The sequence below is a fragment of the Paenibacillus filicis genome (genome assembly GCF_038070315.1).
Classification (GTDB): Bacteria; Bacillota; Bacilli; order Paenibacillales; family NBRC-103111; genus Paenibacillus_G; species Paenibacillus_G filicis.
Genome location: NZ_JBBPCC010000003.1, coordinates 329,272 through 350,364, shown reverse-complemented (window position 1 = coordinate 350,364; position 21,093 = coordinate 329,272). Strand labels below are relative to the sequence as shown.

General features: G+C 55.0%; 17 protein-coding genes, 6 tRNA genes, 2 rRNA genes and 3 pseudogenes. 19 read left to right on the top strand and 9 right to left on the bottom strand.

Annotated features, from left to right (window positions below):
• From WMW72_RS07975 to WMW72_RS07940, 8 genes are all read left to right on the top strand, one after another.
• Positions 1–228: ribosomal RNA gene (locus tag WMW72_RS07975) — 23S ribosomal RNA — on the top strand; the annotation flags it as partial.
• 69 nt (positions 229–297) lie between these two features.
• A 5S ribosomal RNA gene (rrf, locus tag WMW72_RS07970) occupies positions 298–414 on the top strand.
• A gap of 27 nt (positions 415–441) precedes the next feature.
• A tRNA-Glu gene (locus tag WMW72_RS07965) sits at positions 442–516 on the top strand.
• Positions 517–522: 6 nt separating this feature from the next.
• Positions 523–598, top strand: a tRNA-Val gene (locus tag WMW72_RS07960).
• Between the two features lie 6 nt (positions 599–604).
• Positions 605–681, top strand: a tRNA-Met gene (locus WMW72_RS07955).
• A 13-nt stretch (positions 682–694) separates the two neighbouring features.
• A tRNA-Asp gene (locus WMW72_RS07950) sits at positions 695–771 on the top strand.
• 35 nt (positions 772–806) lie between these two features.
• Positions 807–881: transfer RNA gene (locus WMW72_RS07945), tRNA-Gly, on the top strand.
• Positions 882–896: 15 nt separating this feature from the next.
• A tRNA-Pro gene (locus tag WMW72_RS07940) sits at positions 897–973 on the top strand.
• A 183-nt stretch (positions 974–1,156) separates the two neighbouring features.
• Here WMW72_RS07940 and WMW72_RS07935 read toward each other — a convergent pair.
• Entirely contained in the window at positions 1,157–1,996 is an 840-nt protein-coding gene (locus tag WMW72_RS07935; RefSeq protein WP_341414891.1) for a WYL domain-containing protein, read from the bottom strand.
• Positions 1,971–3,293 carry a helix-turn-helix transcriptional regulator gene (locus tag WMW72_RS07930; RefSeq protein ID WP_341414890.1) on the bottom strand — a complete coding sequence of 441 codons (1,323 nt, stop codon included), beginning with the start codon at positions 3,291–3,293 and terminating at the stop codon, positions 1,971–1,973. The genes WMW72_RS07935 and WMW72_RS07930 overlap by 26 nt, the downstream gene beginning before the upstream one ends.
• 168 nt (positions 3,294–3,461) lie before the next feature.
• Between WMW72_RS07930 and WMW72_RS07925 the strand changes: the two genes are divergently transcribed.
• On the top strand, positions 3,462–4,256 hold the full coding sequence (locus WMW72_RS07925; RefSeq protein WP_341414889.1) for a nucleotidyltransferase domain-containing protein: 795 nt from the start codon (positions 3,462–3,464) through the stop codon (positions 4,254–4,256).
• A gap of 13 nt (positions 4,257–4,269) precedes the next feature.
• The gene (locus WMW72_RS07920) at positions 4,270–5,496 is read left to right on the top strand and encodes an RtcB family protein (protein WP_341414888.1); all 1,227 of its coding nucleotides are present in this window, start codon (positions 4,270–4,272) and stop codon (positions 5,494–5,496) included.
• 53 nt (positions 5,497–5,549) lie between these two features.
• Here the strand turns inward: WMW72_RS07920 and WMW72_RS07915 are convergent, their stop codons facing one another.
• A complete protein-coding gene (locus WMW72_RS07915) occupies positions 5,550–6,713 on the bottom strand; it encodes a winged helix DNA-binding domain-containing protein (RefSeq protein WP_341414887.1) in 1,164 nt (387 codons plus the stop codon).
• A 331-nt stretch (positions 6,714–7,044) separates the two neighbouring features.
• Here WMW72_RS07915 and WMW72_RS07910 point away from each other — a divergent pair, with 331 nt between their 5' ends.
• From WMW72_RS07910 to WMW72_RS07885, 6 genes and pseudogenes are all read left to right on the top strand, one after another.
• On the top strand, positions 7,045–7,533 hold the full coding sequence (locus WMW72_RS07910) for a NanQ anomerase/TabA/YiaL family protein (protein ID WP_341414886.1): 489 nt from the start codon (positions 7,045–7,047) through the stop codon (positions 7,531–7,533).
• Positions 7,534–7,591: 58 nt separating this feature from the next.
• Positions 7,592–8,497: an ADP-ribosylglycohydrolase family protein gene (locus tag WMW72_RS07905; RefSeq protein ID WP_341414885.1), complete on the top strand. Its 906-nt coding sequence runs from the start codon at positions 7,592–7,594 to the stop codon at positions 8,495–8,497.
• A gap of 176 nt (positions 8,498–8,673) precedes the next feature.
• Positions 8,674–9,582 (top strand): NUDIX hydrolase, encoded by a 909-nt coding sequence (locus WMW72_RS07900; RefSeq protein ID WP_341414884.1) that lies wholly within the window; start codon positions 8,674–8,676, stop codon positions 9,580–9,582.
• A 37-nt stretch (positions 9,583–9,619) separates the two neighbouring features.
• Positions 9,620–10,114: pseudogene (locus tag WMW72_RS07895) on the top strand (NADAR family protein); the annotation flags it as partial.
• 3 nt (positions 10,115–10,117) lie between these two features.
• The gene (locus WMW72_RS07890) at positions 10,118–11,011 is read left to right on the top strand and encodes a TIGR02452 family protein (protein ID WP_341414883.1); all 894 of its coding nucleotides are present in this window, start codon (positions 10,118–10,120) and stop codon (positions 11,009–11,011) included.
• An 87-nt stretch (positions 11,012–11,098) separates the two neighbouring features.
• Positions 11,099–14,386, top strand: a complete 3,288-nt coding sequence (locus tag WMW72_RS07885; RefSeq protein WP_423227523.1) for an OmpL47-type beta-barrel domain-containing protein — start codon at positions 11,099–11,101, stop codon at positions 14,384–14,386.
• A 64-nt stretch (positions 14,387–14,450) separates the two neighbouring features.
• Here the strand turns inward: WMW72_RS07885 and WMW72_RS07880 are convergent, their stop codons facing one another.
• Positions 14,451–15,305 carry a LysR family transcriptional regulator gene (locus tag WMW72_RS07880; protein ID WP_341414881.1) on the bottom strand — a complete coding sequence of 285 codons (855 nt, stop codon included), beginning with the start codon at positions 15,303–15,305 and terminating at the stop codon, positions 14,451–14,453.
• Between the two features lie 142 nt (positions 15,306–15,447).
• Here WMW72_RS07880 and WMW72_RS07875 point away from each other — a divergent pair, with 142 nt between their 5' ends.
• The 3 genes from WMW72_RS07875 (at position 15,448) to WMW72_RS07865 (ending at position 16,649) form a co-directional block, all read left to right on the top strand.
• On the top strand, positions 15,448–15,798 hold the full coding sequence (locus tag WMW72_RS07875; RefSeq protein WP_341414880.1) for a DMT family transporter: 351 nt from the start codon (positions 15,448–15,450) through the stop codon (positions 15,796–15,798).
• The gene (locus WMW72_RS07870) at positions 15,798–16,112 is read left to right on the top strand and encodes a DMT family transporter (protein ID WP_341414879.1); all 315 of its coding nucleotides are present in this window, start codon (positions 15,798–15,800) and stop codon (positions 16,110–16,112) included. Before WMW72_RS07875 ends, WMW72_RS07870 begins: the two co-directional genes overlap by 1 nt.
• A gap of 132 nt (positions 16,113–16,244) precedes the next feature.
• Positions 16,245–16,649, top strand: a complete 405-nt coding sequence (locus WMW72_RS07865) for an RDD family protein (RefSeq protein WP_341414878.1) — start codon at positions 16,245–16,247, stop codon at positions 16,647–16,649.
• Between the two features lie 120 nt (positions 16,650–16,769).
• Here WMW72_RS07865 and WMW72_RS07860 read toward each other — a convergent pair whose 3' ends face one another.
• From WMW72_RS07860 to WMW72_RS07840, 5 genes and pseudogenes are all read right to left on the bottom strand, one after another.
• A complete protein-coding gene (locus tag WMW72_RS07860; protein ID WP_341414877.1) occupies positions 16,770–17,444 on the bottom strand; it encodes a TetR/AcrR family transcriptional regulator in 675 nt (224 codons plus the stop codon).
• 44 nt (positions 17,445–17,488) lie between these two features.
• Positions 17,489–18,124 (bottom strand): annotated as a pseudogene (locus WMW72_RS07855) (ABC transporter permease); the annotation flags it as partial.
• A 22-nt stretch (positions 18,125–18,146) separates the two neighbouring features.
• Positions 18,147–18,713, bottom strand: a pseudogene (locus WMW72_RS07850) (ABC transporter ATP-binding protein); the annotation flags it as partial.
• 193 nt (positions 18,714–18,906) lie between these two features.
• The gene (locus WMW72_RS07845) at positions 18,907–19,908 is read right to left on the bottom strand and encodes a FecCD family ABC transporter permease (protein ID WP_341414876.1); all 1,002 of its coding nucleotides are present in this window, start codon (positions 19,906–19,908) and stop codon (positions 18,907–18,909) included.
• Entirely contained in the window at positions 19,901–20,911 is a 1,011-nt protein-coding gene (locus WMW72_RS07840; RefSeq protein ID WP_341414913.1) for a FecCD family ABC transporter permease, read from the bottom strand. Before WMW72_RS07840 ends, WMW72_RS07845 begins: the two co-directional genes overlap by 8 nt.
• Positions 20,912–21,093: the final 182 nt, after the last annotated feature.

The following is a 21,093-nucleotide window of genomic DNA, read 5'->3' as shown; positions in this document are numbered from 1 at the left end:
GACCGGGATGGACGTACCGCTGGTGTACCAGTTGTCTCGCCAGAGGCACGGCTGGATAGCCAAGTACGGAAGGGATAAGCGCTGAAAGCATCTAAGCGTGAAGCCCCCCTCAAGATGAGATTTCCCAGTATGTAAGACCCCTTGTAGACGACGAGGTAGATAGGTTCGGGGTGGAAGCGCGGTAACGTGTGGAGCTGACGAATACTAATCGGTCGAGGGCTTATCCAAATAAACAGCATTCAGCATGCTAAGTTTCGTATCCAGTTTTCAAGGTGCAAGCCTTGAGAGAATTACAGGTTTGGTGATGATGGCGGAAGGGAACCACGCGTACCCATCCCGAACACGAACGTTAAGCCTTCCAGCGTCGATGGTACTTGGACCGCAGGGTCCTGGGAGAGTAGAACGTCGCCAAGCCTGTAACCTAAAGTTATATATCAGTACGGCCCGTTGGTCAAGGGGTTAAGACACCTCCCTTTCACGGAGGTAACAGGGGTTCGAATCCCCTACGGGTCACCATTTCATGAACGCTTAGCTCAGCTGGGAGAGCATTACCTTGACAGGGTAAGGGTCGGCGGTTCGATCCCGTCAGCGTTCACCATACTATCGCGGGGTGGAGCAGCCCGGTAGCTCGTCGGGCTCATAACCCGAAGGCCGCAGGTTCAAATCCTGCCCCCGCAACCAAATTTTTAAGTGTGGAGCCGTGGTGTAGAGGCCTAACATGCCTGCCTGTCACGCAGGAGACCGCGGGTTCGAATCCCGTCGGCTCCGCCATTAAACGTTCGGTGTCAGAGGGAAATATTAAGTGTGCGGAAGTGGCTCAGCGGTAGAGCATCGCCTTGCCAAGGCGAGGGTCGCGGGTTCGATTCCCGTCTTCCGCTCCATTCTTCTTCATACGTCGGGATGTAGCTCAGCTTGGTAGAGCACCTGGTTTGGGACCAGGGGGTCGCATGTTCAAATCGTGTCATCCCGACCATAAGTATGACATAACTGCCTGTCGATTGTGCTTTTGCGCAAATTGACGGGCTTTTTTTATTATCGATAACAAGTACAGACCCACCCTCGCAACGAGACAAGACAAAGTCCCCTGAGATGGGAATCTTGTCTCGTGGCGCATGGGCATCATGGATACAACGGCCTTCCTTCGCTGAGGAATCAGCTAGCCTATAGCCTGCCCCGAAACTTCTTCTTCCTCCAGCACATCTACTCCATAACGGGCTAGAGCTTTGCTTGCGGACTCTGCCATACGCTGCTGCAAATAGAGACCCTCGATGACCCGGACGCGCTTACCGAGAAAGCGGAGCTTGGATAAAACGTATTCGCTCTCATCGCTCATAAACTGAAGCCGGATGGTATAGCGATGCTGTGCCTCATCATAAGCGACCTCCTTCTCAAAGCAGGAGAAGGCATACAAAATGCGGGATAGCTCCTTGTGGTAGCGTTCGACAATCTCGACGAGTGCTGTGCGCTTCTTATGCTCCAGACGCCCGGCTATAGCGGTCATCAGAGGTTCACTCTGATCAGCGGGGATCTGTTGCTCCGAGACGGCCGTGATATGGGCAAGCTTCGTATTCATGAGCGTTTTGTGCCGGGTGTGATACCAGATCAGGTACCATTCCTGTTTAACCATCGAATATTCCAGCTTATACGGGAAGCCGGACTGCTGCTGAAATTCCAGGCCATGCTTGGTGCGGCAGGTCAGCCGCAGCCCGGATTGGGTAGCGATCAGGCGCCGCAGCACTCGCAGCAGCGGATGATAAATCTGCCGCTGTGAGCTGCGGGCCTTTTCCACGAAGTGGGTGCCCTTCGGAGTGGGGGCGTCTGTCTGCAGCAAGCTCCGCAGCTTCTCCAGGGTGTCCGAACTGAAGGCTTCCTCCGCCGATGGATGCTCCAGCATCGTACCCAGCCATGCCCGCTCATGGGCCGTGACGGTGAAGGTTCCTGACTCCTGCAGGCGCGACATGACCTGGTAATTAAAGATTTTCTCGAACGGGTTCATAGTAGCCCCAAATCTCCTTCCACTCGGCTATGATTTCGCGTCTCAAGCCAGATGGCTCCAATACCTCGCAGCTGGACCCGAAGCTTCGCAGCCACGGCTTGATCTCGGTAATTCCATTGACGGTAATCTCATAGATAAACGAATGTTCTTCCTCTTCCGTAATCTGGCCCCATTGACCCTGAAGCAGTACCCGTTCCCTGACGAAGTTGGTTCGTGCGCCTTCGGGGTTGAAGAACCGGGCCCGGACCGTTACCGGGTTGCCCGTATCGACGAGCCAACTGAAGCGGCTCTTGTCCTCCCAGTGGGCAAATCTCGATTGCCAGACTTCTTCGGGCACCTCTTCCTCTTCTTGAACGCGGGTGAGTCCTTCCATACGGAATTTGATCAATTTCTGGCGGGAATGATGCCCGATCAAGTACCAGCGGCCGTATTGGTGATCGTAAACGATCTGTAGAGGAGTAACGGTTTCTTGACGCCCCGCGGATTCCTTCTCGAAGAGCGGATTGGAGTTGGCGGAGCCGTAGCTTTGTTCATTTTTGGGTGAAAAGTATAGGAAGGAAACCTTGCGCCTGCGCCGGATCGCATGAAGCAGGCTATGGAAATGTGCTTCGTCCAGGATGCGCGAATAGTAGTGATATTTATATAGAAAGACTTCCGCTAGTTCCGTTTCTCCCGGCTGCATAAGGGTTTTCTTCAGATTGTCGCGAAGCAGATAGCCTTGCAGGGAGGGAACGCTCGTATTGGCCATGATATCAACAAAGTCATACAGGTCCGTCAACTCGTCGGAGGATAGGTCCTCCACAAATTCATTATGCAGCCGATACCGGTAAGGGCGAGCACCCGGCAGCCTGCGGATGACGCCGACCTCTTCCAGATATTTGAGATCGGAACGGATCGTCTTCTCGTCAGGCATCGCCATGTAGGATGGAATCTCGCTCGAGCAAACATCCAGCAGCTCCAATGCGGTGCAGGACCGGTCCTTCAAAGAGGCCAGCAGCAAAGAGAGACGTCCGCTTTCAGATTCCTTCAATGACTTGGCACGGAATAGAAACAGCAGCAGCGGCTCGGCAGATTCATAATATTGAAACCGCAGCGTCTCCGCGAATTCGCGTCCTTGCTCCTCGGGCAGCTGACGGTGTACCGAGCTTACAATTTCTTTCAGCCGGCGAAGGGTTTTGTCGAACGTATGAACGGAGATACCAAGCCTCTGGGCAAACTGCTGCCGGTTGTAGGCGCCGCTCGTCAGGGCGAGCATGCGTAGAAATTGTACTTCTTTGTCAAAGCTTTCTCTAGCCATCTGGCTCCTCCGTTCGGGTCCGCGTTGTTTATTCATTGTAACAAAACGGATCATGACTGAACAATACAGCTTAGCTTCTTTTATGGCCCATCGTCATACTTATGCCATGTTCCGCAGGGCGAGAATGTGAGATCATGAGGTCAATAAGCAAGCAGAGGAGGGGCGGCCATGAACGAGATTCAGGCACGTATACAGGAAGAGCTCCGCAGGATTGAGAGGGAGGAACAGGTTCGCATTCTCTTCGCCTGCGAGTCGGGAAGCCGGGCTTGGGGGTTTCCGTCCCGCGACAGCGATTATGATGTGCGTTTTCTCTATATCCGTACAGAGGACAGCTACTTATCGATCTTCGAAAAGCGGGATGTGATCGAGAGGCCGATTAGTGATAATCTGGATATCAACGGCTGGGATCTGAAGAAGGCATTGAATCTGTTCCGCAAGTCGAACCCACCGCTGTTGGAGTGGCTTCAGTCGCCGATCAGGTATGAGGAGAATTGGAACGTAGCGGAGAGCATCCGGCGTCTGTCGCCATTCGCCTTTTCCCCGAAGTCCTGTATGTATCATTACTTGAACATGGCCAAGGGCAATTACCGGGATTACTTGCGGGGCGAGCAGGTTAGGATTAAAAAATACTTCTACGTACTGCGCCCGGTGCTGGCTTGTGTATGGATTGAGCAGTTCGGCACGATGCCGCCTATACAGTTTGAAGAGCTGCTGAAGGCTATCGTGCCGGAGAGCAGCGAGCTGATGCAGGTTGTCTGCCGCCTGCTGGAGAGGAAGAAGGCCGGGGAAGAGCTGGATATGGAGCCGGCGATCAGGCCGGTTCAGAATTATCTGGAGGCAGAGCTAGAGCGTTTGGAGCAAGTGGCTCTGCAGTTTGCAGGCTCGGGAAACAGCCAGGATCGCGAGTTGGATATTCTTTTCCGTTCGGCTCTGAGGGAAGTATGGGAAACTACGAAGACATAAGGAGTGAATCAGTATGGCTTATCAGACGATAGACGGCGTACGCGTATGGGGGGAGCCTGATCCAGGAGCGCTTGCGCAAGCGAAAACCTGCTCGAAGCACGGTCAAGTCGTGCAGACGCTGCTGATGGCGGATCATCATAAGGGCTACAGCCAGCCGATCGGCGGGGTGGTGGTCTATGAAGGGCAGATCTCGCCGTCCGGCGTCGGCTACGATATTGCATGCGGCAATAAGGCGGTGCGTACTAATCTTCTAGCCGCCGATATTAAGGCTCAGCTATCCGGGATCATGGATCGGATTGCCCGGCAGATCTCATTCGGCATGGGCCGGGTGAATAAGGAGCAGGTGGACCATGAGCTATTCGATGATCCGGATTGGAAGGTATATCAAGCGATCGGGAGGCAGGAGCATGACAAATTGAAGGCTTTGGCCCAGTCGCAGCTCGGTACGGTGGGCAGCGGCAATCACTTTGTCGATTTGTTCGAGGAGCCGGTAACGGGACAACTGTGGATAGGCAATCACTTCGGCAGCCGGGGCTTCGGTCATAAGACGGCGAGCGGATTCATGAATCTGGCCGCTGGGCGGGAGTTTCTCGGACGCGCACCGGGAGAAAGCATGGAACAGCCGCCCGTGCTGCTCGATCTGAACAGTGAGCTGGGCGATATGTACGTCCGTGCGATGAGACTGGCCGGACGCTACGCTTATGCAGGGAGGGATTATGTGATCGGGCAAATGCTGTCGATCCTGGGCGCCGAGGCGGAGCTAGAGGTGCATAATCACCACAACTATGCATGGCAGGAGAGGCATAACGGCCGGGATACGATGGTCGTGCGCAAGGGCGCTACGCCATCGGCTCCGGGGCAGCTAGGCTTTATCGGCGGCAGCATGGGCGACATCTCGGTCATTGTCAGAGGCAAGGATACGGCCGAGAACCGCGATGCCTTCTACAGCACGGTGCATGGAGCCGGACGGACCATGAGCCGCACTCAGGCAGCTGGCAAGATGAACTGGAAAACCCGCACCCGCTCGGGCGGACTGATCAGCGAGGAGCGGATGCGGGAGGCGGTGAGCAGCTTCGGCGTAGAGCTGAGGGGTGCGGGTACGGACGAGAGCCCGTTCGTGTACAGACAGCTGCAATCGGTGCTGGATGCCCATGCCGAGACGATTGAGGTGCTGCACGTGCTGAAGCCTATCGGAGTCTGTATGGCCGGTGCGGATGAGTTCGATCCGTACAAGGATTAGGATGAGGTAGCGATAGGCGGGCGAGCTGCTGTGTGTTTGAATCTGATATGCTGTTACTTCCCAGCCTCTATGCGGATAGAGTGGTGATCGGCATCTGCATCGGCGAAGGCCAGCAGGCGGGCACCTTCTTCTTCCAAGGCACTGCGGTCCCGGTCTAATACCGGCTCGAATAATTGAACTGTTAACGTAGCCTCGCTCTGTCTGCGCTCGATCGTCCACATGCCCCGGACAAAGCCGTCTACCAGAACGGCAGCTCGGATGATGCCGTTGACTGTAAATAGTAAGCGCCGGTACGGCTCTGCCAGAATCCGGCTGCGGTCCGCATAGGAGAGCAGCATGTTATCGAATTCGGATAAGAAGCGCACAGGCGCCGGCGAATCCGGGTCGGGGCGGGGGGCGTCCGGCAGATCGAACAGCTCATTGCCGGCCTCGTCCCGAAATACAGCCAGCCGAGGCCGGAGCCGCTCGAAGACGTCGCGCAGCTTGGTCAAGCCTGACCAAACTTGGGCGTCCTTAACGGTTGCCGGGCCGAATGCACCCAGATAACGCAGGATGGTCTCGTCGAGCGGTGCATCGTCGTCCAAGGCGGAGCCCAGCCAGGCTTCGAGCGACGTGTGCAGTGCCTGTCCGCCTGCGCCCCAGATGCCTCGGGGCGGCACCTGGACAAGCGGAACCAGCGCACGTGCGGCTCTAGCCAGATCCTCTGCGGCGTAGTCCGGCCATTTCTGCTGAAGCAGCAGACCGAGCTCCTGATACGACCGGCTCCGCTCCTCGACGAGCGAACGGGCAGCTAGGGCGACTGCTGCGGTATCCAGACCCAGCAACGGCTTGTTCATCAGCCCCTTCAGCCACCGGTCCAGCATCGGCTGGGTGTGAGGCCGCAGCTTCAAGCTGTCTCTGGCGCTCACGAGATGAATGGTGCCCCGCATCAGCACGATCCGTACGGCCTGCCGGTCTAGGATGAGCGAGGACAAGGCTTCATGGCGAAAGCTCTCCAGCCGGGTCCATAGCCCGAAGTAGGGCGGATTTTGGGCTTGGGCCTGCATCCCAGCCAGATGCTCCAGCATGTCCAAGGGCGGCATCGTAGACCGCTGGAGCAGATGCTGCCTGGCCAGCAGCGCCCGGTTCAGGGCACGCGGCCCGAGTACACCAGGTGGCGTGACGTATTGCGAGTTTATGGATGATCCGGCCTGCACGTTGATTTCCGGCTGATTCATAGGGGCTGCTCCTTCCGGGTGCGCTTGTTTGATACTCCCAGTATACACCGGTATCCCTGACAACAGTCTGTCAGTCTATACAGATCTAGCCTTCACTACCCGTGAGCTTGCAGGATGGCTTCGCCAGTCGCGCAGGAACCATTCATGAAGGCACGGCTTCAGCAGACGGTTCATATCGGGATGTACAGCTCTTCCTTATCCGGCGTATAATCGACTGCAGGAACGTTATGGACGGGAAGCTGAGACATGATCTTGTGAGAACTGGTGCAGGGGCCTGGGCAACAGAATCAGCGGACGGTATTCGCGTCTTTTAATCAGAGGGGGAGAGACTATGATTTTCGGAGATATGCGTCATTATGAAGCGGAACGTCAAACGTATCCGTCCTTTATCCGCCGTGGACTGGAAAGCATCCGCAATCTGAGGCTTGATGAGCAGGAAGTGGGCAAGTATGAGATTGAGGAAGGTTTATTCGCTCTCGTTCAGGAGCCGGTCACGAAGCCGGCGCCGGAGCAGAAATTCGAGTCACACGAGCAGCATGTGGACATTCAATATTTGGTTCGCGGGCGTGAAAGAATCGGTGTTCTCCGGCACTTGTCTGAGCTGAAGGTCGCGGAGAACTATCTGGAGGATCAAGACTACGTGTTATATGAGCCGGTGGAAAGAGCCTCAGAGCTGGTGCTTAGCCCCGGGCAATTTGCTGTCTTCTATCCATGGGATGTACATAAACCCGGGTGCTCGGTAGAGGATGCCGGAGAGCCGATTAAGAAAATCGTCATAAAGGTCCATAGAAAGCTGTGGGAAGCGGCATCCGTTGAATAATAGCTACCTACTGTGAGAGTTGCTAGCGTCACTGAATAGGCTGAAAGGAGACGAATCGATGGACATTATGAATCGTATCAAGGGAGGCCTGTACGGCGTGGCAGTAGGCGATGCGCTGGGCGGGACGACGGAATTTATGAGTCGTAAAGAAATTGCCAACAGGCATGGATACTTGACGGAGATCGTCGGGGGCGGCGTCTGGAGCCTAGAACCCGGAGAAGTGACCGATGACACGATGATGACGCTTTGCGTAGCGGAAGGTATCATTCAGAACCCTCTTGATCCGTTAAGAGAGATCGGGGAACTTTTTCTGGAATGGTACCGGTCTGATCCGAAGGATATCGGCAATATTATCCGTCAGGTTTTTCGGAGGTATGAGGGAAGCTGGTTTGAAGCGGCGCTAATCGCTGACCTTGATCTTGGCCGGAGCGCGGGCAACGGCTCGCTGATGCGCTGCCTGCCCGTAGGCTTGGCTTATGTGGAGCTCGCTCAGCTGGAGAAGATGTCGCGCATGCAATCCAGAATGACCCATTACGATGAACGCTGTGACGAAGCCTGCCTGATCTACAACCGGATCGCCTGGCGGCTGATGCGTGGAGAAGAGCTGCGGGCTGCCATAGCGGCAGAGATAAGCGGTACGCCGTATGCGGACATTCTCACACAGACGGAGGAGCCGGACTGCGAGCCAAGCGGGTTCGTCGTCGATACGTTCCGCTGGGTGCTGTACCTGCTGCTGCAAAGCTCATCCTTCGCTGAGGTTGTCCAGAAGGCCGCCAACCTGGGCGGTGACAGCGATACGATCGGCGCCATCGCCGGCGGGCTAGCCGGGGTGTATTATGGGTTTACGGGTATTCCTCAGACATATACGGACGCCATACTCATCCGCAGCAGATTGGATGCGGCGGCACAGAAGATCTGGGAGCTGAGGGTGGGGCAGCTGGAACATAGTGATAGTCCGAAATAATAAGGGAAAGAGCTTTGGCGCCGATTGGCGGCCGGAGCTCTTTTTTCGTTCAACGGATTCAACTGTCGATTGTGGATTGACTTCAAACACGTTCATGGTATATATTTCTAATTAGATATTAACTATATATTATTATCAACTTAATAATATGAAAATCTGCCCAAGGAGCCTCTTCAATGACTGAAAATCCTCTTCGTGACCAGAACGGCTTGACTGAGCCTGAATTTTTGCAAATCTATGATGCCAGCCAGTATGAGCGTCCGTCGGTAACGGTAGATATGCTGATCTTTACCGTGACCAACAAGGAACAGAATAATTATAGGAAACTCCCCGAGAAGGCGCTGCAGCTCCTGCTGATCAAGCGAGGCGAGCATCCGTATCTCGGGCAATGGGCGCTGCCCGGCGGCTTCGTATCGATGCGGGAGAGTCTGGATGAGGCCGCAAGGCGGGAGCTTCATAGTGAAACGAACATCGACAACGTGTACATGGAGCAATTATTCGCCTGGGGGGAGTCGAACCGTGACCCCCGTACGCGGGTTATCAGCTGCTCCTACATGGCCTTAGCAGACCGCACTTCTATGGATGTGAGAGCCGGGGATGATGCGGCCGATGCCGCCTGGTGGGAGGTAGCCTACAGCATCATTCAGGAGAAGAGGACGATGACGGAGCAGGGCTGCGACCTGGAGAGACTGGTGACTATGGAGCTGAGGCATGGTGAAGAGGTTTTGTCGGCGACCGTGCGGGTGACGGAGTCTATGAACGGCAGCGTCACTCAGGTCCGCCGGGAGATCATCGAGGCTGACGGAATAGCCTTCGACCATGCCAAGATGATCGAATATGCCATCGAGCGGCTGCGCAACAAGATTGAGTATACGGATATCGCGTTTCATTTGATGCCGCCACTGTTTACCTTGTCGGAGCTGCAGCAGGTGTATGAAGTTATTCTGGGCAAGGAGCTGCTGGCGGCAGCCTTCCGCCGGAAGATCGCCGATGTTGTCGCAGAAACCAATGAATCGACCAAGGATGCCGGACACCGCCCCTCTAAGCTATACCGTTACAAGCCGAGATGGGAGAGGACTTGGTAGTGAACCTAGTCAGGAAAGAGAGGAACTCAGCATGTAAAAGTTTACACCGTTTTACCGGACGGAATCCCCGTTCTCTCAGTGGTATCCGGCCTCCTTCAACGTGAAGGAGGTCACCTACAACTGTGCGGAGCAATATATGATGGTGCAGAAGGCTCTATTGTTCGGAGACGAGCAAGCCGCCAGGAAGATGCTGAATACTTCCTCCCCAAGGGTACAAAAGGAGCTTGGCCGTCAAGTGCGGAATTTCGACCGTGAGGTATGGGAGCAGCATGCGAAAGCCTTCGTTTATGAGGCGAATTATGCCAAGTTTACTCAAAATAAAGATCTGCTCGATATACTGCTGGACACCCGGGGAACGACGTTAGTGGAGGCTAGTCCGACTGACCGGATCTGGGGTGTAGGTCTGCCTGAGGAACATCCGGATCTTCACAATCGCAGCAAATGGCGGGGCAAGAATTGGCTCGGTGAGATCTTGACGAAGCTCCGGGAGGATTTGCTGCAGCAAGAGAAACATGAACTTGAGGTGAAATAAACGATGAACATACATGAACGCAGTGACAACCGGGTGGCAAGAAGCCATATGGCCCGGGAAACGCTGAATATTCTGGAGCGGGGCTTCTACACGACCCCCTCAGGATCGCGAGTCGATCTCGGTGAGGCGGTTCGAAGAGCTGTCGAAGGCTCGAAGCTGTATACGCCGGATGAACTGCCCCGTATCCAAGAGAAGGCGTTAGCCCGTCTGGATGTGAATACGCAAGAAAGCGGTGAAACCGGAGGGCCTCGTATCGAGGTTACGGGTGAAACGACTCTGCAGGCTGTTCGCCGGCTGGTAGAGCAGGAAGGGCGGGCAGATACGCTTTGCTTGAATTTTGCATCGGCCAAAAATCCTGGCGGCGGCTTTCTCGGAGGCAGTCAAGCTCAGGAGGAGAGTCTGGCCCGCTCGTCCGCTCTCTATCCCTGCATCGCCCAGATGACAGAGATGTATGCCTATAACCGGGAGAGAAAGTCATGCTTGTACTCCCATCATATGATCTACTCACCTGATGTCCCTGTACTGCGGGAAGATGACGGCACCTTACTGGAGAGGCCTCACCTGGTCTCCATGATCACCGCTCCGGCTGTGAATGCCGGGGTCGTACGGGAACGCGGGTTTGAAGATTCCAGCCTCATCGAGCCCGTGATGCTGGAGCGAATCCGCTATATCCTGTCGCTGGCTGCAAGCCATGGACACCGGACGCTGGTGCTGGGTGCTTTTGGCTGCGGGGTGTTCCGCCATGTGCCGGCCGATGTAGCGCGTCAATTCGGACAGGTGCTGACGGAGGAGAAATATGGAAGGTTATTCGACCTAATCGTATTTGCCGTTTACGATCGTACGGTTAACCAGCAGGTACTGGGTGCATTTCAGGTACAATTCGGTTTTAGTTCCTAATAATTTACAAAAAACTATCATTCTCTCTCTTTAACCTGTGGTAGAATAGAAGAGTATTCATCAATTATTTTACTCGGGAGGAATATGATGGGAAAGATAGTTAGATTTAAGTCCGCATGGATGAAGTCCTTGCTGGCGCTGTCCTTGGCACTACCCCTGCAGATTGGCTTGCTGGGAGGAGCGCCCTCCGCATTAGCGGAAGGACCATCTGATCCGGCACCCTACATTGAAGCGAAGATTGTCAATGAAAACGCCGGCAAGAAAGTACTTTTCGACAATACGCATGCACAGACGGCCGGAGCAGCCGATTGGGTCATCGACGGCGGGTTCTCGGATTTTGGGCAAGCGCTGGCGGCGAACGGCTATTATGTGAAAGAGCTTCGCAAGGCAACGCCGTTTACTTATAACGATCTGAAGGACTATGACGTCTTCGTCATTGCAGAACCTAATATTCCGTTCAAGCAAACCGAGCAGGCTGCCATGGAGCAATATGTACAGGGCGGCGGCGCGATCTTCTTCATCGGGGACCACTATAATGCCGATCGCAACAAGAACCGTTGGGACGGCTCCGAGGCTATCAACGGCTACCGGCGTGGAGCCTGGACCGATCCGGCCAAGGGCATGAGCACGGAAGAACGCAATTCCGCAGCGATGCAGGGCGTGGTGAGCTCGGACTGGCTGGGAACCAAGTTTGGCGTGCGCTTCCGCTATAATGCGCTCGGCGATATAACAGCCAATAACATCGTGTCCCCCGCTCAGGCGTTCGGTATCACTGCCGGGGTTTCCGGCGTTGCGATGCACGCTGGCTCGACGCTGGCGATTACCGATCCGACCAAGGCGAAGGGGATCGTCTATCTGCCGCAGACGAATCAGGCATGGCCTAATGCGGTCGATCAGGGTGTGTACAACGGCGGAGGCGTCGCCGAGGGCCCTTATGTGGCCGTTAGTAAAGTAGGCGCAGGCAAGGCGGCTTTCATCGGCGATTCCTCGCCGGTCGAGGATGCGACGCCGAAATACTTGCGTGAGGAAACCGGGGCCAAGAAAACGACGTATGACGGCTTCAAGGAGCAGGACGATGCCGTATTGCTCGTCAATACGGTGAACTGGCTGGCTAAGAAGGAGAGCTATACCAGCTTGACACAGGTACCGGGACTGCAGCTCGATCAGGCAACTGCGCTGCTTCCTATCGAAGATCCGGCTGCTTCCACAGAGCCGCAACCGGAGCCTTGGGCTGCCCCTGCTGCAGGCTACAAGTGGTATGATCCCACGACCTTCAAGCCGGGTTCCTACGGCGGGACTTCTGCTCCTATTAACCCTGCTTACAGCCTGGTGCATCAGGCACAGCTGCCTAATGCGCAGGAGTTCCAGATCCGCGTCGTTGTTGAGAACCTGCCGGCCAATACGACCGTATCCGGCTTCAGTGCAGGCGTCTATCTTGCTGGCGGTACGCAAGTGGCTATGGTTCAGAATGCGGACGGCACATGGCCGACTTCGTATAACTATAGCGCTCCGTTCAGCGTAACTGCCAACAGCCAGGGCCGTGCTTATAAGGATCTGAATGTGAAAATCAAGCCGGGTACGAATGGGGCGGCTAACCTTCGTCTGCGCCAGAACGGGAACAACCTGGTGACTAAAGCCGTAACGATTGCCAATGTGCCGGCTGAGCCACTTCCAGTAGAAGAGGGACCCATTCCGGCTAAGATTACGGTAGCGGAAGCTCGCAGTAAAGCTGAAGGCAAGGTAGTTACCGTAGAGGGCGTCGTCACGACGGAGCCCGGAGCTTTCGGCGGACAAGCCTTCTATCTGCAGGATGCGACAGGCGGTATCTATGTGTTCCAGAGCCAAAGCGGCTTTCACCAGGGAGATGTCGTGAAGATCACGGCCTCACTGGCTGTGTACAATACGGAGCTTGAATTGGTAGAGCCGGTTGCGATCGAAAAGACGGGCACAGCTCCACTGCCTGCTGCTGTGCCGGCCACAGCGGTCAATAACGCTAATCAAGGTCAATTGATTGAATTGCAGGATGTCACGATCCGCAATATCGTCAGCGCAACACCGGCCGGATCTTTCGAATTCGATGCTGTACAGGGAACAGTCAGCAATCATGTGCGTGTAGACGTACGGACAGGCTTAAGCCAAGCAAACTTTCCTTACCAAGACGGCCAGGTTGTAAGCATCAAAGGCATCGCAGCTATTTTCAAGGGTGCTTATCAGGTAAAGCCTAGAGGACTCGGCGACTTCTTCGCGCAAGCGGACACGACGCCTCCGGTTACGACCGCTTCCTTGTCCGAAGCTGTCCCGGCGAGCGGATGGTTCAACCGGAATGTTACGGTAACACTGACCGCTCAGGAAGCCGAGTCTGTGCCGGTCACCACACATTATGCGATTAATGGGGGAGCGGGTGCCGTCTACACGGCACCGTTCTCCATCGAAGTTGAGGGCACGAATACCGTCCAGTACTATTCCACCGACCGTGCAGGCAACCAGGAAGCTGCGAAGACGGTGACAGTCAAGTTGGATAAGACGGCTCCTACGGTTACGCTGACTCAATCGGGCAAGCCGGTAGGGGATGTGAAAAGCACAGAGACGGTCCAATTCGATCTCGTCAGCAAGGATGACCTGTCCGGCGTAGCCGAGCAAAAGCTGCTGCTCGATGGACAGGAGATCGTCAGCGGAACTTCCCGCCCGGCCAAGGATATCGGCCTCGGTGCGCATACCGTCCAGTACCGTGTGACGGATGCGGCAGGCAACGTGTCGGAGAAGAGCTTTTCCTTCCAGGTAACGCAGCCTTCCTCCGTGGGTGTACCCGGTCAACCGGTGCTTTCTGACGATAATGGTCAAGACGGTCTGCGCGATGGCAGCTATATCATCACGATGAATATGTGGTGGGGAAATAATGGTTCCACATTGCGTTTGTATGAGAACGGCACACTGATCGGCACGAGCGAATTAAAGGGAGCGACTCCGGCTGCCCAACTCGTGAAGACACCCGTAACAGGGCGGACGAATGGGACGTATACGTACACTTGTGAACTGATCAATGACAGCGGTTCGACGCCTTGTCAGCCGCATACGGTGACAGTGACGGAGGCTTCCCCGGCCAAGCCGGTTCTGTCCCAGGATAACTGGGATGGCGATGGCAACTACCAGGTTACGATGGATATGTGGTGGGGCACGAACGGCTCCGAATACCGTCTTTACGAGAATGGTCAACTGATCGATACCAAGCCACTGAAGGTGGCATCGCCAGCGGCACAGAAGGCGGTTACGGCTATTACCGGCCGTGCGCTCGGCAAGTACGAATACCGGGCAGAGCTGGTCAACGCTTCGGGCAGCACGTTTAGTGAGACGACGACCGTGAATGTCGTAAAATAACTTAAGCATGAATAAAACCGCAGGGGGCGATGACTCCTGCGGTTTTCGTCTTTATTTAATTCATTTACATCCCGTTGGCTTTGACCATTTCGACGAAAGCCGTAAAAGCTTTGCTTGAAAACCTGCCATCCCGGCGGATCAGGCTTGTTTGAGTAAAACGGAATTTTTCCGGAATAGGGAAGATGCCTAACTGCTCGTAAGTGCCGTACAAGACAGATGTAGGCAGCAAAGTGGAAGCGAGTCCTGTCCGCACGCAACCGAGGAGCGTCTCCAAGGAGCCGATCTCGATCATATTCATAAGAGGAATGCCTTCGCTTTGAAGCCACGTCTCCAGAACCTTTCGGAACGGGCAACCCTTCGGGGAGACCGCCCATTTCATCTGCCGGATATCCGGGTAATCGGTATCAGGCTGCTTGGTTAATAATCGAAGCTCGTCCTGCTCGCTATAAGCGGAAACCAGCTTGGGAGATATGATCTCGCCGGTGACGAAGGCTCCGTCCAATTCATAGTTCAGAACTTTGGACTGCAGCTCCGATGAGCTTCCGGTCCCCAAAGACAGCGAGACCTCGGGATATTTCGCTTGGTAGTCGGATAGAGCGTTCAGAAAATTACCGCAATGGACGGTCTCGACGACACCGATCGATAACGGTCCGCTCGGATACGGTGTTTCTCGTACCGACTTGACGGCTTCTTCGGACATATGCAGGATAGCAGAGGCATACTCCTGAAAAGAGCTCCCTTTCTCGGTCAGCGACATGCCCTTGGGATGCCTGTGAAATAGCGAAACCCCAAGCTCATCCTCCAGCTTCCGAACTCTAGCGGTCACATTAGACTGTACGTAACCCAGCCGTTCCGCCGCACGCGAGACGCTGCCTTCCTCTGCGATGGTTATAAAAACTTTGAGATCGGTCAGTTCCACGGTCTGCCCTCCTCTAGGTATCAAAAATAATGATGGACTTATCGTTATTAATCATTATACGATAGGCCAATCTTTGCTACAATAGGAGTAAGCGGTATATGACTGGCTCTATCGCATAGATATAGAAGGAGAGAATACTGGAATGAGAAAAGAATGGTGGCTCTTATTGCTGGCAGGAGCCTTGGAAGTGGTCTGGGTATCCGGACTGAAGCATTCCACGACATGGTGGGAATGGCTGATTACGATTGCATCGATTGTATTCAGCTTTAAAGTATTTATTGAATCTGCCTCCAAGCTTCCGATCGGCACGGTGTACGTGATGTTCACGGGACTTGGAACGGCCGGTACGGTTATCGTAGAAATTCTCGTATTCGGAGAGCCCGCCAAGCCGTTGAAGCTGCTGTTTATTGCAATCATGGCGGCCGGTGTGCTAGGGCTCAAGCTGGTAACCAAAGACCCGGAAGCTCCGGCAAAAAAAGCAGGTGAAGTCTGATGGAATGGGCTGCTCTTGTTGCTGCAGGGCTATGTGAAGTGATCGGTGTCATTGCTTTGAAGCGGGTGACCAAGTACCGTAATGCGTCTTCATATTTGTTTTTGGTTGTATCGCTTGGGGCCAGCTTCTCCTTGCTGACGGTCGCTATGATGCACATATCGATGGGTACGGCTTATGCGATCTGGACGGGTATAGGAGCTGCGGGAAGCACGCTGCTGGGGATGTATATGTTCGGCGAGCCGAAGGAATGGAAGCGTGTCTTCTTCATAGGATTGATTCTTATATCGGTCATGGGCCTAAAATGGATGTCGTGATCCGCCTGCTGCCGGAGAATATTAAGTCTTCCAAAGATAGGATATTAATGGTAAAATGCTTAAGCTGAGTTAACATCCTGGAAAGTAGATGCTCAGTATGACAGAGGATTTACATCCTGTATCTGAGGAGGAATGGCCGTGAATGCAGCAGGCTTTTGGATCAGACTTGGAGCGGTTTTGCTGGATGCTTTGATTATTGCGCTTCCACTAGCGATTCTGGGGGCGATCATAAGTGGCGGACTGGAGAATAATGAGCCGGTAACGAAGGCATTGTCGTTTTTATATTCCTTATTGCTGCCTATATTCTGGAGAGGCTTCACCATCGGCAAGCGGATCTGCGGGATTCGGATCAGCAAGCTGGACGGCTTCCCGCCGGGGCTTGGAACGATGCTGCTGCGCAATGTAGTCGGCGGATTGGTGTATGGCATCACGTTCGGGATTGCGGCGATCGTCAGCCTTGTGATGGTTGTTGTCCGTGAGGATAAGCGTTCGCTGCACGACTTGATCGCGGGAACGCAGGTTGTGCATGACCGATAGGCTGTAATCAGGCGTGGGAAGGAAGGCGAAATAGTCGCTTGTTCGGATCTCGCCTTGCAGAATGTAGCGAGGCCTGACGGAAATTCCGTCAGGCCTTTTCTCATTTTACGGGAGTATGAGTCAGGCGTTGCGCCCTGCGGGAGAGATGCCGTGCATCAGGATGTCCAGCGTGCGCTCGACTTCTTCGTCTTCATCGAAAGGATGCTCAGGCACGAGAAAGACGTGAGTGACGATCATGCCGATGAACAGGCTGGCTGCGGAGCGCATGATTCTCCACGGGGGAGCCTCGATCACCTGGCCCTGCGCCTGGAAATGCAGGACGACCTTCTCGATCCGGTGGAAGACGATATGAGTCAGCATGCCCTTGAGCTGCTCGAGCAGCTCAGGGTGAAATGGAACCTCATGCAGCAATATCTTGATCAGCTTGGCGTTCTGGCGGGCAAAGATCAGCCGGTCCTTGGCGATCGATCTGAAAAAATCTTCAACCCAGTTATAGGGGAAGTCGATAATTTTGGCAAATTCGCGCATTAGAAACGGTGCGACCATCTTGGCGGCAATTGGTCCGGCTATGGACAGCAGCAGGTCCTTCTTGGTCTTATAGTGCCGGAATATGGTGCCTTCGGCGACGCCGGCACGCTGAGCGATCTCGCTGGTGGAAGTAGCGGCATAGCCCTTTTCGGAGAAAATTTCGATCGCCGCCTCCAAGATCTTTCCCTGTTTGACGGTTTTCACGGGATCCTCTGCTTCGGCCAGCCGCAGCAGTTCTCCCAGCCATGGCTCCTTCGTTTCAGACATAGGAGGGTCCCCCTTTCCTGTACATACGCTTTCTGTTAAGCCTACTATATATGCCGATGCTTACGCAACGCCTGCACGTTCGCTAGCATGAAGACGAGCGCGAGTGCCAGCAGGACATACAGATCGGGCGCGATAGCGCTCCAGCCTTCTCCACGGATCATCACGCTTCGGAGCGCGTCGGCGCCATACTTGAGCGGCATGAGATGGGAGAGCCAGCGAAGACAGGGTGACATGCTCTCTAGATCGAACAAGCCGGAGAAGAAAACTTGCGGCACGATAACCAGGGGGATGAACTGAATCATCTGAAACTCCGTATTGGCGAAGGCGGACAGGAAGGTTCCGAAGCTAAGTGCCATGACGGATAAGAGCAGAGTAATCAGGAGTACATACAAGGTGGAGCCTGCCATCATAATACCAAGCACATGAATGGTGTACCAGGCGATGAGAACGGCCTGGAGACTGGTGAAGATGCCGAAGCCGATGATGCACCCGGCTACGATCTCCCAGCGTCACAGCGGGGGAGCGAGAAGCCGCTCCAAGGTGCCGCTCGTGCGTTCCTTCAGGAAAGATACGCCGGCGATGAGAAACACGAAGAAGAAGGAAAAAACTCCGATGAGCACGGGACCTAGATAGTCGAAGGAAGACATGTCGGCTGAGCCATGCCGATACTCGATACGCGGAGCAGGCAGAGAGGGAGGGACAAGTCGTGCCCGCCTGACTCAAGTTCCCCAGCTCCTTCCATATCGATTGGCGCAGCAGAGGATCGATGCCGACGGTCGGTTCATCGAGAATCAGCACCTCTGGCTCGTGTATGAGCGCAATCGCAAGAGACAGTCTTCGCTTCATCCCGCCCGAGTAAGCTCCCACTGGCCGCTTGAGATGCTCGGTCAGGTTCACCAGCTCCATCACTTTGCCTATTCTTGACTTCAGCCTTTCCCCACGCAGGCCAAGCAGGGAACCGAAAAACTCCAGGTTCTCTTTGGCGCTCAGTTCATGGTAGAGGGCATCGGATTGAGCCATATATCCGATCCGCTTCATCAGATCCAGCTTGGGTACGGGGGTATCCAATAGTTCAATACGCCCGCTGGTAGCTGCATCGATGCCTGCGATCATTTTGACCAGCGTGGTTTTGCCGGATCCGGAAGGGCCGAGCAGGCCGAAAATTTCACTTCGGGACACCTGCAGGTTGATGTGATGAAGCACCTCCTTGCTGCCGAAGGAACGGCTCACTTGCTGAAGAATCAGGCAACTGGCTTGACTGGGCGTCATTCTCATCCTCCTCCTCAGGATATGAAAGTGAGTAATCACTCACATTTTCTAAGCGCAGTATACTTGCCTTTTCCAGTGGAGTAAAGGAGTCGTAAGCCCTGGAGGACTATAGAACGGATAGGGGGTCTAAAGGCAAAAGAAAAGGCAGGGGAGGGGAGTACCCCGCTGCCTGCCGGATTGTCTTGCCTATGTTTTAAACGGGTTTGCGTTTGAACAGCAGATACATGAAGAACGGAGCCCCGATCCCTGCGGTAAAGACCCCGGCCGGAATATCGAGCGGCTGAAACAGCATTCTCCCCGCCAGATCGGCGAGCACCAGGATGATTCCGCCGACGAGGCCGGACACCGGGATCAGCAGCTGGTACGAATTACCGGCTAGCTTGCGCGACATATGAGGGGCCAGCAGTCCGATAAAGGAAAGCGTACCCGCGATGCCTACCGCCGCGCCGGCTAGTGCGACCGTATAGCACAGCACGATCATACGGCTCACCTGCAGACGGCTGCCCAGTCCAACTGCGGCAGGTTCCCCCAGGGACTGCACATTCAATTCCTTGGCGTAGAACATGGACAGCGGGATGAAGAGAGCGACCCAAGGCCACAGCGCCGCGATATGCTTCCAGTTCGTCCCGTAGATGCTGCCGGTCGTCCAGTTCAGCACCTGGGCAGCGAGATAGGACGGACCGCTGAGCAGCAGGTATGTCGTCAACGCGCTCATCGCCGTTGAGATGCCGATTCCGATCAGGATGAGCCGGAACGGCGACACACCACGCTTCCAGGCCAGCAGGTAGTTGAGGCCGGCCGCGAGGAATGCGCCTACGATCGCGATCAACGGTACCCAGTTAATGCTGTACTTCCCGGCGAAGATCGTCATGAAGGCGACGACCATCACGGAGGCACCACCGGTGACGCCGATGATATCGGGAGATGCCAGCGGGTTGCGGATGACGCCTTGGAGCAGCGCGCCGGATACCGCCAGAGCTCCTCCGACGAGCACCGCCCCGACGATTCTCGGCAGCCGGAACTGCGTGATGATCAGATCGTTGCTGCCTGGATTTTGCCCTGTCAAGGATAACAGTACCTCGCCGATCGGAATCCGGACGCTGCCCAGCGACAGACTGAGCAAGGACAAGCCCACCAGCAGGAGGCTCAACAGTACCAGAATGGTTAACGGTTTGCTTCGTTGACGTTTAAGCATGTTTACTCCTTCTCGCTACATGAATCAGGAACGGAACCCCAATCAGCGCCGTTGCGACTCCTACCGGAACCTCTTTGGAAATGATAATAAACCGTGAAGCCAGATCGGCGCCGACTAGCAGCAGAGCACCCGCCAGCGCGCAGTACGGAAGCAGCCAGCGGTGATCCGTGCCTACGATATACCGGCATAGATGGGGAACGATCAGGCCGACAAAGGCGATCGGCCCCGCTACGGCGACGGAGCTGCCCGCTAGCAGTACGATCACGGCAGCGGCTATACCGCGGATGAGCATGATGCGCTGCCCAAGCCCCTGAGCGATCTCATCGCCAAGGGCGACGACGTTCAAGGAGGCGGAGAGCAGCAGCGCGATGATCCAGCCGATCACCATGTAAGGCAACACGATGACCAGATGCTCCAGCTGTCGTCCGGAGACGGAGCCGATCATCCAGAACAACGCAGTCTCCAGCGAATCCTTCTTGATCAGGATAATGCCCGAGGTAATGGAGGAAGCGAACGCGGCGACAGAGGCGCCTGCTAGCGTAAGCTTGACCGGCTCATAGCGCGCGCCTCCCTGCATGGACAGCACATAGACGAACAGCGCGGTCACGCCTGCCCCGACGAAGGCGATCCAGACCATGCTGCCCATCGTCAGCGAACTGCCGTAAGCGGCCAGTCCGATCACGATAAACAGAACCGCCCCCGAGTTAATGCCGAATACGGAGGGGGAGGCGATGGGATTTTTCGTAATGACCTGCATGATAGCGCCCGCCAGCGCCAGACTTGCTCCGACCATGGCTGCGATAATTGCCCGGGGGACGCGGGTGTTAAGTAGAATCAGGTGCTCGTTGGAGCCGTTGAATTGGCTGTAGGCCTGCCAGAGCTGCTGCACGCTGAAATTCTGATGGCCGAGCAGGACGCTGGCGAGCAGAACCAAAATGAGCAGAACCACGCCGGCAAGCAGGCCGATGAGCCTGAGGGCTGGACTATTTTTGAATAAGACCAAGGCTTCTTCACTCTTTTCAAATCTGAAGTTGGACAAACAGGATCACCTAGAAATTCTATGAGATTACGCCTCGCTTTGTCAATGAATATAATTCTCATTCTCAACAAAATGGTTGACTTTCCACGCTTTTTTGCATTACATTTCATATTGATAATCATTCTCAATTGATTTTATTTAGGTAT